Origin of the sequence: Paenibacillus sp. FSL M7-1046 (assembly GCF_038007405.1) — a bacterium.
Lineage (GTDB): Bacteria > Bacillota > Bacilli > Paenibacillales > Paenibacillaceae > Paenibacillus_AQ.
Genome location: NZ_JBBOXB010000001.1, coordinates 6464615 through 6477789, shown reverse-complemented (window position 1 = coordinate 6477789; position 13175 = coordinate 6464615). Strand labels below are relative to the sequence as shown.

The window sequence follows — 13175 nt, the reverse complement described above, 5'->3', positions numbered from 1 at the left end:
TTATACCACGAGTGAGGGGATTATCATGAGGAAAAGCGACAAATTAGCAATCCAATTGGCTTTTGACATCTTCCCGATCGACGAAACAGAGACCCGTCGGAGGGTGGAGGAGTATCTGGAGACGGTTCGTATGTACCGGCAGATTGGATTCGTGCGGCGCCAGGCGGCCCTCACGGCCAGTCCAGAGCCGCGGTATCATGGATCAACAAATACAATTAGCCGGACTACGGAAAATATAGCAGTATGGAACACAGACAGGGAGGCGGAACTGGAGCGACAGTCAATGCTGCTGGATCTTGCAATGGGAAGACTCAAAAAGGCCGGAAGGGAAATCATACAGCTGCGTTATATGAAGCATGAGGATGAGTATGATTCCATTCTGTGCGGGGAATTGGGAATGAGTGAGCGGAAATATCGGCGGGTGAAGTCAAGGCAATTTATTTATTGGCTTGTACACTTGGACTAGAGGTAATTCAATGAGTAGGGGAAATTTATGATTAAGTATCATTTTTTTTTGATTGTATTATATATTTATTCTAATTAATAAAAACGTGAGAAGGATTATTGTTTATAATGTCGAATTGTTTAAAGACCAAGAGTTAAAATATGGATATAGGTCAATTACGAAACAAATTTTATCATGAAAGAATTGAGGGCGGGGAAATTGAAAAATGAGCTTAAGTGTTTATCTACAATTTCAAGAACGATTTGAAGGAGTTGATGTTCAGAAATATAAAGTGATGCAAATGGAGGAAGAACTAAATACTGAGTTTTTTAACTGGGCTGAGGATTATTTCACCAGAGAAAAACGTGAATTAATTATTCAATCTTGCATAGACAAACAGTTGCCTGAATGGCGTATTAATGAGCTCAGGTTATCGCACACTAACTGGGAAGAATCAAAGGAAAATATCACCAAGGCTGTAGTTCTTCTTTTTGCTAGCATGGAATCTAGAAATATTGATTATGTAAAGGAAAAAGAATCCATTTCACAAAGATGCCTTGATTTCTTTAGTTGGGGGGGGGATGCTTAGTGCTAACGCTAGATTTATTAGTTAGTAATAAAAATAATTATAAGTCTCTCCTAAACTCCACAGAAAAGCATTTCAATATTAGTTTTTATAAATATTCGAATTACTATGCCGATGCTTTTAATGATGAAACAAAAATAATTGTTAGTGCCACACCTTCAAAGTTAAGTTTTATGTTACCCGACCAATCAAACTTCACAGAATTTATTACTGAAGTTGAATCTTACTTAAATGATAATTTTCAACATCAACTCGTTGGTTTTAAATGCAGTAATCCTATGGATAGTCTTATAATTTCTCCACATAATGTGAAGATGGTGGAGTTTAGGTAAAGGGTCATAGAGGAGATCGGAAAATGGATAAAAAAACAATAAAAAATTTATCTGAAATTTTAAACAAACTAAATATTCCGTATTTATTTAAAGAGGAAGAAGAGATGTTTATTATTTCAATGAAAACAGAAACAGATAGTCATAGAATTGCTATTTGGTATAGAAAGGCTATAAATGCATTACATCTGTACTCTCTAATAAAGGTTATTAATTTTGAAGAAGCCAATAAATTAGCTTTAAAGATCTTGATGGAGAATGAGGGACTGGCTTATGGGAGTTTAGGAGTGTTCCATGATGAAAGTAATGAGGAATACTCACTAACATATAATTTAACTATCAGTTTAGAACGAGGTAATAAATGTTCAATTAGTGAAGAAGAGTTTAGAGAATATTTCAGTTTTATTTCTTACATACTTCCTAAAATAACTGAAGAGATTGTTGAGAAAAATCTTTATGAAGAATTTAGTTTATAACCTCATTCAATTAACCCTGCTTATAGTTTTTTTAATACTGGGATATTAAGATTACAAAATAATGATTTCTCATTACTTATTTTTATTAATAGTCTGACTATAGTTTTGGCATTATCTTTAATTCTTTATAGTTCTTATTTGAAACTAAATAAAAGAAATTTGAAAACTTCTATTAAAAAAAAATATTTAGGCAGAATATTTATATCAATACTTGTTGTTGTTGTTGTTGGAATAAGTTCAATTGTTTATTTTAGTTATAATAATCTTATTAGTGTTAAGCTTTCGGACTTTTTAGCAATAACGGCGTTTGGTATGTCTTGTGCCACAGAGTTTTTATCTAATTCTCTTATTTATAAAGCTTGCAAAAAAAATGACCGAAAGCAGACCGTTTTTTGACCGCACAATGGCCGTTCATTAGAACATCACCATGTTATATTTGTACTGTGGAAATTAGGCGAGAGTGACACGTACGGCCGCACCTGCGGCACTTAACCGGGGCGCACCTCCTCTCGCTTCTTCTATTTCGAATAGTGATCTACAATGAGTCCCAGTATTAATCCAAGAGGAATGACAATTGCTATCCGGATCAATGCTTTTTTAAAGGTTCTCGAAACATATGGCCTACTTAGTTTTATTTTTTACAGTATAATCCATCGGCAGGCATGTAGATATGAAAGAGTTAGAGATTTTAAGGATTCGAGAGTCCGTGTACCAGGAATGGTCGGAAATCGGTTTTGGTCCTTTTGACTCTCATTTCCTTTGGTAAGTAAAATGGTCTTGTCCTCCTTTGTTACAAAGTCCGTAAAGATTTTAGGCAAAGAGCGCAGCGCATTTGCTGCGGATGCAGAGCGGACGCCATTCTTAAAAGCGTGTGAATTTTGCCCAAAACGTAGTTTTATCGCTGAAAATCGTACATATCAAAGCCAAAGTCGCTCATTATTGGGCGGCTTTTTTATTTTTGGGGAATTAATTTGAAGAAGAAGCAACAGCGGCGCTTAAAAGATCCACCTCAGCAGCCGGCTAAGTGTAAGGGCTGCATATGGGGCCATTGGGAAGAAATCGCACGGTTTTGTTCTAAAGTGAAATGTCAGAAGGAAAAACCTTCCTAAAAGGAAGAATTTATCTCTAGAAGAATGAATAGTGTCGGAAGGGGCTAATAAGATGTCAGAGATTGCATTACAGCACGCTAAGTATTTGGCTTTAATTGACGAGGGTTTTCAAGTTTGTAAGATTGTTCTCAGTAAAGAGGGCATAGAAATGGATTCGACTAATTTTTATTGGAGTTTTAGAAGAGGCGAGGAAGAAATAATTGTAAAACCTAGCCCCTCTCTTGGCTCATTCATTATAGAAAGAAAAACTAAAATGGTTAATGACACTATAACGATTGATGTTCTTACGAAAGATTACTCCAAACGATTAAGAGCCAGTGATTTACTCTTTTATGTTGGTGAAGGTTTTGGCCTTGAAGAGTATATTGATAAAGATACTAATATGAGCCAAAGTCAAATAGAACGGTTCTTTCAAATCAGTAGAGTATTCTTAGAGTATTTAGGAGAAAACACAGATTCATTGCTTATGGGAATGAATCCCAGACAACTTGACGCGGGTGTTTGCGCAGATGTTCTAAAAGAATTTCTGAATCCCGTATTGGTAAAGCTTAAAGATGATTCTAAAGTGGTTCAGTACATTTTGAGTCTTGCTGATGATTATAAAAAAAATATTAATGACGACGAAAAGTTAGAATTTATTCTGGAGCGACTTGATTTACTTGCAAAAAACTATGGTCTTAATTAATGCACCTTCGGGTGCTTTTCTCTTTCTTTATAAAAGAAACCTCATTATCAAAATATAATAGGAGAGTGAGTGGACAATGGCACTGACTGAGTCGGTATTACTCTTTGATAAAAATGAAATTTCAGTAGAACAAGTTATAGAACGCGTTAAGCACTATGTTGACTTGGCTGAGAAGGGTATGAAATTGCTTGAATCAAACAAATCAGCTGCGCTTGCATGCTTAAAAGAGATTAGGTCTACGATGGCTGAAGAATACAAGTACTACTATCGATCCAAAGTTGAACCGTTTATCATAGAAAATCACTTGTATAACACTTATCGTTCATTTATAGACGATGCTTTTGCTAAGCAGAATTCACCGAACTCATACGATACATTGAACAGCAATCTTTATGATGTAATGGATTATGGTAGATACTATTTTTCTAGGTATCTATCTGAAAAGTGAATGCATTACAACCTTGGTTTTTTTAAGTCTTAAATGGCCTTCTGTGAGCCGTTCTCAGGCGTTGGATGCAAGAACGTGTTTTTTGTGTCATGACGAGCGGTAAAGAGCAGGGGGGATGGATTCCCTTCGTCTGATGCTGATTTTTTACTTGATTGAAGGTGAAAACCAACACAACACAAAAAAGCCGATTAGGATCTAATTACCTTAGATGCTTTCTAAATCAAAAGGGGCGATTATTTTGGAGTTTTTGACAAAGGCTGTAGAATTTTTAATGCTTAGCACCAAGCATCTTTTGATTATATTTTTAATCACAGGATTAGCTTTGTTCTTACCATCAGAGTTTACTGATTTCATTAAGCTAACTACAGTAATTGACGATTATAAATCATGGATCGGTGCGGTATTTCTCGTGTCCGGTGTTATTTCGTTAATAAATATTACTCAAAAATTCTTTACGGGTTTATCCCAGGCGAAAAAAAGAAAAGGTTTAATCAAGTTCAGAAATCAGAAATTGCATAGGCTGACTCCACAAGAAAAACTTATCCTATCAAGATATTTTATCAATCACACAACAAGCCAAGTGCCCAATGAATGATGGTGTGGTAAACGAACTTGAGACGTATCAAATTATTACTAGATCAGCGAGCCTTAGTCAAGGTGGTGTTTATTTTTCATATAATATCCAACCTTGGGCAAGTGAATATTTAAAAAAACACCCTGAGTTAATAAAGATAAGCGATAGTGAGGCGGAATTTGCCGAATTAGATTCGGAATGGAATGGATGGTAAGATTGAAAATCTATGAATTTATAAAAAGCACCATTTGCGGTGCTTTTTCTTTTGGAAAGGGGCATTACTATGGACATCAGAATCATAACGATCGACCAGCTCAATACAGCTGTCTATACCCCCCGCGTCGACCTTCAACCGGGAGATCCGGAGTATGAGAAGCTTCGCTGCAGCCTGGACGAATTCGGCTATATTGACCCCATCGTCTGGAACGAGCAGAGCGGCAACATGGTGGGCGGCCATCAGCGATACAAGGTGATGGTGAATGAGCAAGGCTGCACAGAGCTGGCCGTATCGGTGGTCAACATGGACCCAGAGCGGGAGCGGCTACTGAATCTGGCGCTGAACAAGGTGTCAGGACGCTGGGATGATGAAGCCTTGGCGCAACTGCTTAGTGAGCTACAGGAAGGCGGGGCGGATCTGACGCTTTCCGGCTTTGATCCCGAGGAGATCGGGGAGCTGCTTGCAGAGTTTGTTGATATACCGGATATTGAGATCAATCAGTCATTAGTTGAAGATGACTTCGACGTCCAGAAAGCTCTTGACGAGATTAAAGAGCCTGAGACACGCCGTGGTGATGTGTGGCAGCTTGGCCGGCATATCCTATGTGGTGACACTACGAATGTAGAGGATGTTTCCAGGCTAATGGACGGAGTCAAGGCGGATCTGGTAGTGACGGACCCACCATATAATGTAGCGGTAAAAAGCGACTCGGCCCGTATGGCTGAAGCAGGTACCTGAACGACGACATGCCCGCAGATGAGTTTGCGGGCTTTTTGTATGCTATTTTCCAGAACTATGTGACAGTGATGCTGCCTACAGCGGCCATATATATCTTCCACCCGACATGGTATCAGAGGGATTTCGAGAATGCGATGAACGCAGCTGGTATTGTGCGTAGAAAGCAGTGTATTTGGGTCAAAAATTCTGCAAGTTTTGGATGATCGCAATATAGATTTCAGCATGAGCCAGTATTTTATGCTCATATCAAAGGGAAGTCACCTAGTTGGTATGGAGATCGGACTCAAACTATTATTTGGGATGTCTCTCGAGGTGATGTTTCGAAGTACTTTCACCCGAATCAGAAACCACTGGAGCTGTTGGCTATTCCAATCCAGAACAGTAGCCAGCGTGGAGGCACTGTGGTCGACCTATTCGGTGGCAGTGGCTCTACCCTAATGACCTGTGAGCAGCTTGACCGCTCCTGTAGAACAACGGAGCTTGATCCGGTATTTTGTGATGTGATCAAATTGCGGTATCAGATCGCAACTGATATTGAGCCTGTTTTACTTCATCGTGATACTTAAAAAGTATTGCTGTATGTGCTAGAAAAATCTCCTTTGTGTTATGCTACATTAAGGTATTTCCATATGGAGGTTTGAATAATGTTAAAAACCGAGATAGATAGGTTGTATAGTGATTATTCTGAGGATGAACTGAAAAAAGTACATTTAAGCAAATGTATAAGTTATGGCGATCTAGTGATGAAAAGAATAATACGAGATAACGAAAAGTTCAGAAATACTGAAATAATTGTCCTATCTCTCTACAGAAATGTATTGGAACTACTTGATGGATTATTCTTATTAGTAGATCACAATTCTAAAAGTAGTTCTGTAGTGGTTCTTAGATCCTTATTTGAAGCGAGTGCTAACTTTTCTTATTTGCTAATTGATTATAAAAAGATTGAAGAACGGGCGAATTATTATTATGTCGGCTTTGCAATGGAAGAGATAAAAGCTTGTGAAAGGGCCCTTTCACTTGATATAAAAGGGAGCCTCTCAGCAGAAAAACTACAAAAAAAAATCGATGATCATTATATTATTTTGAACGGTTATCAGAGCAGCAACTATAAAGAGTGGATGAGATTAAAGGTTAGTCTTGTAGCTCAAAGGAAGAATCCGGAGTTCCATCCTAATTGGTATTCCGTTTTCAAAGGACCACGTTCACTTAAGCAGCTATCTGCGAAAGTCAATTTGAAAGACGTTTATGATTTGATTTATTCTAACTTTTCATTAGAAGCACACGGATTCGTTTCTTTGGATGGGATCAGGAGAACGGATGAAGGAGGGGTGATGTTCCAACCTCTTAGATCAATGGAAACATTGCAAATGCAAATATATTTAGGTACGAGGCTCTTCTCGATGTGCACAGCATACTTATTAAAAACTTATTTAAAAGATCAATTGGAGGACTTTAATATTTTTTTTGATGAAATAACAAAGCATTTTGTACCTGATGCTGATTAATACTTTAGAGTTGTTCGGCCGCCTATGGTTGGGCGGTTTTTCTTTTGCCCAAATTAAAAGGAGGACGCGTCAACGTCCCCCCGATCACCCAGGGTATCCCCCGGCTGAGACAGCGGCGCGCCACGCGTGGCATTTCCAGACATCCGCTGTCTCGTTTCCAAATATACACGGAAGCCGAGGGGAACGCAATGGGAACAAAAGATGAAGATTTATTGCAACAGTATGAGCTTGAAGTTATATCCGGCATCCTGGAAAGCAAGGCTCAGTACCGCAAAATTGTTAAGGCCGGCATAGCCAAGTTGGTCAAGGACGGGCGGATTGAAATCAAGACAGTGGACGATTTGAAGAAGCTGATTGAAATAGATATAGAGTTACAAAAAGATGAAATATAGATGCAAAGATATTTTGAGGAAACCGATATAAAGGGAGTGAGGGATTAAGTTGAAAAGTGGTGAATGATCATTTTTTGGAGAAGGAAGAAGTTTTATCGAGCGCAGATCTACATTGAGATAGTGGATGAGTTAGGAATAAATAAAATAAAAGATTTTGACAGTGGGCTCTTAAAGTTGGAGATGCTAAGATCTAATATTTTACTTAGGCCTATTAAAGAATTAAAAGTGATGAAGGTTGAAGTTGATACTTTGACTGAAGATTACAAGCAGATCGCGCTGTTTTCAAGTATGATTACTGCTATGATTGCAATTTTCACACTCTTAATAGGGATTTTAAGAGATCTTCCAAAAGTGGTGCAACCTGATGATGCTAACATATATGGATTTACGACGATCATTTTGATTTTATATTCAGGTTTTTTACTGATCGGAATTTTATTTCTGTTAAAGAACTTTGCTAAAAAAGCGTTTAATCTATCACAATTCCAGAAAATACTCGATCTTGCCATTAATCAACGGGAATTCCTTGAGCAGCAGCATAACGAAGCAATTATTGAATATCAAAAACATCAAAAAGAGCAAAAGAAGATATTTCTATCCTAAACTTTTGCGGGGTAACATGAATGGACGAGCCGACTAGGCTCGTTCTTTATTATGGCTTTAGCCAGTTGAGTGCGTGAAACGCACGAAACAAAAAACCACCCGCTATGCGGGTGGAGGGAACGAGGGTTTGACCACCAAGACCATTCCGATAGAATTGAGATGTTCAGACTCAATGGAAAGGAATGGTCAAAGATGGCAAACAAGAGCTATAGTCTAGCTCACACAAGTGGATGTGCAAATACCATATCGTGTTCACCCGAAGTATAGACGGAAAGAAATATATAATCAAGTAAGGAAAGATTTAATCGAAATCTTCAAGCGTTTATGTAAATGAGCATTTTGCATTAATCTAAGCCCTTGGTACACAAAGAGATTTTGAGCATAAAAAAGGACTTCACCCCAACTTGGAGAAGTTTTTTGGTAACGACACCAAAACACTCAAGAGGAGGAAGTCCCCTTTGTATATTCTCCAAGAAAGTCTATTTTCCTTTGAGGAGCTTCAAAAAATCGAATCAAAAGAGCGATTGCCCATCTTTTTCAGCGCACTGGACCTGCGACCTTACGCGAGACAATTGAGAAATCCTTCACCCCGAGGAGCGGACGGGCACTGCCGTCAAGGCATTCTTCGCGCATTACTCGCGGCTCCCTTAGAGAACATCGATACGTTCACCGGCCTAGCGCGCAGACTGGAGTTTGACCTTCGTTTCCGTTACCAATGTGGACTTCGGCTGGACATCCCCGCCCCTTCAATTTCCACGTTAAGCCGGGTTTTTGCCGAGTTGACTCGCAAAAGCCTTGCCAAGCAGTTGTTTGAGGATCTTGTGGCTCAGTGCCAAGAAGCTGGAATCATCGACGGCACTCATGTCGCCATCGACAGCGCAGCCATTCACGCCTACGAGAAAAAAGAACCCAAGCGAAAAAGCGAGCTCACTGGCCATGCCAACTGGGGTGCAAAGTTCGACACCTTCGGCAACAAAGTCAAGTGGTTTGGCTATAAGCTGCATCTGGCCGTCGATGCCAAGAGTGAACTTCCTATGGTGCTCCAGGTGACTCCTGCCCATGTGAACGACGGAGACGAAGGGCCTGCACTCATGACGATTGTCGCTGCAAAATCCAAAGTGAAATTCTTCATGCTGGATGCGGGCTACGACCAAATGAAAAACTACGAGGCGGCCCGGAACGTCAAGGCGCAAGCCATTATTCCGCTGAATCCACGAAATGAAAAGGAACCGCCAGCGGGGATCACCCGCAAAGGCACGCCTTGTTGTTCGATGGGATTTCCTATGACGTATTGGGGACAGGAAAAGGTACATTTGAAATTTCGTTGTCCACATGCGACAGGTCAAGTGGATTGTCCTTTGGGTATGGTCACTTGTTCGTCGTCCAATTATGGAATGGTGGTTAAAATCAACAGTCAAACGGATCTCCGGCGTTACGCGTTGCCGCATCGGGAAAGCCGAGGCTGGAAGGAACTTTACAATAAACGAACCAGTGTAGAACGCTGCAACTCTCGAATGAAGACCTATTTAACTGCAGACCAGCTTCACGTCTGGGGGATTCAAAAAGTGACAACACACCAATATTTGAATGCGATTGTGTTACTTGCCTCTGCACTTGCCATCGTCAAGCAACGAGTCCAAAACGCCGCTTGAAATTTCAAATTCATTGAAATTCTGCCCGTCTGTCCATTTATCGCTCCGCTCTCACAACACTGAGATTTCGCTGTGGCCTAACCATGGACTCTCAATCGAAATATGAATTATGCAAAATGCTCAAATACAAAGGAGTCGAGATCATAGAGGGACACATGATGCCAGATCACGTGCACATGTTGGTCGCGATACCGCCGAAGATCGCTGTGTCCACGTTCATGGGATATCTGAAGGGAAAAAGTTCGCTCATGATCTTTGAGAAGCATGCTGGACTAAAGTAGAAGTATGGGAATCGAAAATTTTGGGCGGAAGGATACTACGTGAGCACCGTGGGTTTAAATGAAGCCACGGTAACCAAATACATCCGTGAACAAGAAGCACATGACCAAGCCATAGACAAATTGAGTGTAAAAGAATACGAAGAGCCATTCAGTGACAAAAGGAACAAAAAGAAATAAGCCCGTTTAACGGGTAAGTGAAGATGACAAATTACACTGAGCCTGAACAAATGTTGGTCAGGCTAGCGTCTTTAGGCGCAGTTTGGCAACGAGGGGTTATACCCCTAGAGCAAACCACCCGTTGGACGGGTGGTCCTGATTGTAAAGAAAGATATATATTCATTTTGAATGGAGTGAAATACTATAATGGATAACGCTTTACTTATATACGAAAAGATTATAGAAGAAGAATACGCTGGTATTAAGTCTATGATTAACGTTCAAGAAGAAAATTTATTTCTTGATTTTAAAGAAAAGTCCGATGCTTATTTTATGGGAATTCAGAATGATGATAAACGTTTGTACGCAAAAGCTCTCTCTGGTTTCTCTAATGCATCAGGAGGAGTTTTGATATGGGGAGTAAAAGCAAAAGAACTAAACAGAGAGTCACCAGATATTGCTATTGAAGAACGTCCAATAAAGCACTTGCGAAAGTTCATGACCGATTTGAACAGTCTAGTTAGTGATGCAATTACACCGATGAATAATGGGATTATTAATAAGCCAATATATGTGAATGATGAAATAGAAATTGACGAAGGGTTTATTATTACATATATTCCAGTAAGCGACCTTACCCCGCACCGTGCATTATTGAAAGATAACAAATATTACACAAGAGCAGCAGATAATTTTGTGTTGATGGAGCACTATATGTTAGAAGATAGTTTTGGCAGAAGACAAAAGCCTAAGCTTGAGATGTTTTATTCTTTCATGCCAATTGGTATCGATAACACTAAAGTGGAATATTTCATAAAAATTTGTATCAGAAATGAAGGTAAGTACATTGCCACTTACCCATCAATTAGAATTAAAACATGTGAACATCTGAATGTAGAAAGGAGTGGTGTTGATGGAAACGGGAATTGGAACCTAAAAAGATTACTTCAAACGAGCGAGGACCAAAGAGAACAAGGAACAATATTCGCCGGTGGCATTAACGATGCAATCCACCCAAAAACCTATTTGGAAATAGCACTTTTAGTACCATCACCAAAATGGAGGGAAGTAAATTATTTAAAAAGATCACTTGATTCGGAAAAAGCATATCTCTCTTTTGAATATGACTTATATGCTGAGGGGTGCACTTCCATTAAAGGAAAAGTTGCAATTACTGCAGAGGAAATATGGGATACATTGGGTATTCCTTACTAAAACTTATTATGACCGCTATTTGACCGACATTTGACGGCATAATGACCGCTCATTAGGCTTTCGACATGATATATTTGTACTGTGGAAATCAAGCGAGAGTGACACGCACTGCTGCAGCAATGCAGTATCAACCGGGGCGTACCTCCTCTCGCTTTTTCGTTTTTGACGGATATTCAAAAATCCCCTGCAGTATTGGAAGGAAATAGGTGTTATTTGTCGAATCCATGTTTTAGGAAATACATACTGATTCATGGGAGAGAAACATAATGAAGGATAAGCTTAAAGGATTAATTGTTGGACTTACAATAGGTTCATTGGTAGTAGGTTCTACTGTGTTTGCCGGAACTAATGTAAAATTAAATGCTGTACTAGAAAACGTAAAGTTCATGTTCAATGGTGTTGAGAAACAATCGTCACAATCAATTATCTATAACGGGCAATTGTACGTCTCAGCAAGTTCTTTTGCTAAAAATTCCGGTCAAGATTTTACTTATGATGGGAAGAATAAAACAGCATGGGTTGGTAAAAAAGAGGGGGATTTTAAATATTTGTCGGATTTATCTTATGCCAGGACAGATATAGAGGGAGTGAAGTTCCACTTTAACAAGTGGGTAAATGCTGGCGACTATATTTTAAGCCCTTATAATGGGAAATTTATAATTGCTGAAAATGAATATATACATGGTATCGCTATAGAAAACATGTTTTTTCAATCTAATACAGGTAAAGGATCTATAGAATATAATTTGAATGGTAAGTACAAAAAGCTCACTGGACTTGTTGGTATTGATGACCATTCAAAAGATAGTGCAAATCCAGGAATGGTTAAATTTATCGCGGATGGGAAGGAAATATACTATTCATCTGAAATGTTAGGTGGAGATTTACCAAAAGAAATTAAATTGGATACATCTGGTGTACTTAAATTAAGAATTGAGTTCACAACTACAGGAGAAGATTATAGAAGTTCAACTATGATAGACTTTGTTGAAGCTAAGCTTTTTCAATAGCGGAGGTTCCAAATGGCAAGAAGAAAGAGTAAGGCGAAGCAGGAAGAGGAATTTATAAACGGAGTGATGGTACTTTCGTTATTCGGATCACTTGCCATAACATATACTTTGACCAAATCAATACAGGTCTCAATTATTGTTTGCATCCTTGTCGTAGCCGTCGTTATTGCGGCACTGATATCGCGGAAATTGAAGCATGAAGAAAGATTGAAGAGGTCTGGTATTGCAGAGATCGATAAAATGGAAGGTGTTCAGTTTGAACAATATCTTGGTCACCTATTCCGGTCCAAGGCTACAAAGCTGAAGTTACACAAGCAGCAGGTGATTACGGCGCTGATCTGGTCCTATCCAAAGACGGGAAGCGAATTGTTGTCCAGGCTAAGCGGTACAGCAAGAATGTTGGACTGAAGGCAGTGCAAGAGGTTCGTGGGGCAGTTTCACATTACGGTGCTTCAGCTGCTTGGGTTGTAACGAACAGAGACTATACTGAGCAGGCTTATAAGCTAGCAAAGTCAAATAATGTGCGTCTCATCGGCCGTGAAGAGCTTATCGAAATGCTTCTGCAAATGAGAGAGAAGATGGTAGCTGCTAAAAAAGCCAATAATGCTAAGACGAGCGCTTAAGCGAAAAAGTGAGCAATAAACAGCATGATATGTGAACAGATGTGCTCAAGCCTTATATTCACCTTTGGCGGTTTTGACTCTTATTTCACTGGCTCTGTAAAATGGTCTTGTCCTCCTTTGTTACAAAG

The 13175-nt window shown here is 39.3% G+C and carries 14 protein-coding genes and 4 pseudogenes; all 18 read left to right on the top strand.

Translation table 11 applies throughout. From position 1 onward, the window contains the following. Nucleotides 1–25 precede the first annotated feature (25 nt). Nucleotides 26–466 carry an ArpU family phage packaging/lysis transcriptional regulator gene (locus NYE29_RS28855; protein ID WP_340898566.1) on the top strand — a complete coding sequence of 147 codons (441 nt, stop codon included), beginning with the start codon at nt 26–28 and terminating at the stop codon, nt 464–466. 205 nt (nt 467–671) lie between these two features. Next, complete coding sequence (locus tag NYE29_RS28850; RefSeq protein ID WP_340898564.1) at nt 672–1034, top strand: hypothetical protein; 363 nt, start codon at nt 672–674, stop codon at nt 1032–1034. 352 nt (nt 1035–1386) lie between these two features. Next, on the top strand, nt 1387–1836 hold the full coding sequence (locus NYE29_RS28845; protein WP_340898562.1) for a hypothetical protein: 450 nt from the start codon (nt 1387–1389) through the stop codon (nt 1834–1836). Nucleotides 1837–2595: 759 nt separating this feature from the next. Next, nucleotides 2596–2811 carry a hypothetical protein gene (locus NYE29_RS28840; protein WP_340898560.1) on the top strand — a complete coding sequence of 72 codons (216 nt, stop codon included), beginning with the start codon at nt 2596–2598 and terminating at the stop codon, nt 2809–2811. 186 nt (nt 2812–2997) lie between these two features. Then, nucleotides 2998–3630: a hypothetical protein gene (locus NYE29_RS28835; RefSeq protein WP_340898558.1), complete on the top strand. Its 633-nt coding sequence runs from the start codon at nt 2998–3000 to the stop codon at nt 3628–3630. 76 nt (nt 3631–3706) lie between these two features. After that, nucleotides 3707–4078: a hypothetical protein gene (locus tag NYE29_RS28830; RefSeq protein WP_340898556.1), complete on the top strand. Its 372-nt coding sequence runs from the start codon at nt 3707–3709 to the stop codon at nt 4076–4078. A 208-nt stretch (nt 4079–4286) separates the two neighbouring features. Beyond that, nucleotides 4287–4866, top strand: a pseudogene (locus tag NYE29_RS28825) (superinfection exclusion B family protein). Nucleotides 4867–4935: 69 nt separating this feature from the next. Next, nucleotides 4936–6173, top strand: a pseudogene (locus NYE29_RS34685) (site-specific DNA-methyltransferase). 78 nt (nt 6174–6251) lie between these two features. Further along, on the top strand, nt 6252–7115 hold the full coding sequence (locus tag NYE29_RS28800) for a DUF5677 domain-containing protein (protein ID WP_340898548.1): 864 nt from the start codon (nt 6252–6254) through the stop codon (nt 7113–7115). Between the two features lie 188 nt (nt 7116–7303). Further along, nucleotides 7304–7507, top strand: coding sequence for a hypothetical protein (locus NYE29_RS28795; protein WP_340899833.1), 204 nt, complete (start codon nt 7304–7306; stop codon nt 7505–7507). A 120-nt stretch (nt 7508–7627) separates the two neighbouring features. Further along, entirely contained in the window at nt 7628–8110 is a 483-nt protein-coding gene (locus NYE29_RS28790) for a hypothetical protein (protein WP_340898545.1), read from the top strand. 192 nt (nt 8111–8302) lie between these two features. Further along, nucleotides 8303–8438 (top strand): annotated as a pseudogene (locus NYE29_RS28785) (transposase); the annotation flags it as partial. Nucleotides 8439–8568: 130 nt separating this feature from the next. Beyond that, nucleotides 8569–9762 carry a transposase gene (locus NYE29_RS28780; protein ID WP_076114670.1) on the top strand — a complete coding sequence of 398 codons (1194 nt, stop codon included), beginning with the start codon at nt 8569–8571 and terminating at the stop codon, nt 9760–9762. Nucleotides 9763–9869: 107 nt separating this feature from the next. Then, nucleotides 9870–10220 (top strand): annotated as a pseudogene (gene tnpA, locus NYE29_RS28775) (IS200/IS605 family transposase); the annotation flags it as partial. A 186-nt stretch (nt 10221–10406) separates the two neighbouring features. Next, nucleotides 10407–11414: an AlbA family DNA-binding domain-containing protein gene (locus NYE29_RS28770; protein WP_340898543.1), complete on the top strand. Its 1008-nt coding sequence runs from the start codon at nt 10407–10409 to the stop codon at nt 11412–11414. Nucleotides 11415–11680: 266 nt separating this feature from the next. Continuing rightward, the gene (locus tag NYE29_RS28765; RefSeq protein ID WP_340898542.1) at nt 11681–12424 is read left to right on the top strand and encodes an NPCBM/NEW2 domain-containing protein; all 744 of its coding nucleotides are present in this window, start codon (nt 11681–11683) and stop codon (nt 12422–12424) included. A gap of 12 nt (nt 12425–12436) precedes the next feature. After that, nucleotides 12437–12832 (top strand): hypothetical protein, encoded by a 396-nt coding sequence (locus tag NYE29_RS28760; protein WP_340898541.1) that lies wholly within the window; start codon nt 12437–12439, stop codon nt 12830–12832. Further along, entirely contained in the window at nt 12763–13047 is a 285-nt protein-coding gene (locus NYE29_RS28755; RefSeq protein WP_340899830.1) for a restriction endonuclease, read from the top strand. The genes NYE29_RS28760 and NYE29_RS28755 overlap by 70 nt, the downstream gene beginning before the upstream one ends. The last annotated feature ends 128 nt before the right edge of the window (nt 13048–13175 follow it).

Excerpts from the sequence above, each read along its gene's own strand:
- NYE29_RS28855 (WP_340898566.1), top strand. The coding sequence starts at position 26 with ATGAGGAAAAGCGACAAATTAGCAATCCAATTGGCTTTTGACATCTTC.
- NYE29_RS28850 (WP_340898564.1), top strand. The coding sequence starts at position 672 with ATGAGCTTAAGTGTTTATCTACAATTTCAAGAACGATTTGAAGGAGTT.
- NYE29_RS28845 (WP_340898562.1), top strand. The coding sequence starts at position 1,387 with ATGGATAAAAAAACAATAAAAAATTTATCTGAAATTTTAAACAAACTA.
- NYE29_RS28835 (WP_340898558.1), top strand. The coding sequence starts at position 2,998 with ATGTCAGAGATTGCATTACAGCACGCTAAGTATTTGGCTTTAATTGAC.
- NYE29_RS28830 (WP_340898556.1), top strand. The coding sequence starts at position 3,707 with ATGGCACTGACTGAGTCGGTATTACTCTTTGATAAAAATGAAATTTCA.
- NYE29_RS28800 (WP_340898548.1), top strand. The coding sequence starts at position 6,252 with ATGTTAAAAACCGAGATAGATAGGTTGTATAGTGATTATTCTGAGGAT.
- NYE29_RS28795 (WP_340899833.1), top strand. The coding sequence starts at position 7,304 with ATGGGAACAAAAGATGAAGATTTATTGCAACAGTATGAGCTTGAAGTT.
- NYE29_RS28770 (WP_340898543.1), top strand. The coding sequence starts at position 10,407 with ATGGATAACGCTTTACTTATATACGAAAAGATTATAGAAGAAGAATAC.
- NYE29_RS28765 (WP_340898542.1), top strand. The coding sequence starts at position 11,681 with ATGAAGGATAAGCTTAAAGGATTAATTGTTGGACTTACAATAGGTTCA.
- NYE29_RS28760 (WP_340898541.1), top strand. The coding sequence starts at position 12,437 with ATGGCAAGAAGAAAGAGTAAGGCGAAGCAGGAAGAGGAATTTATAAAC.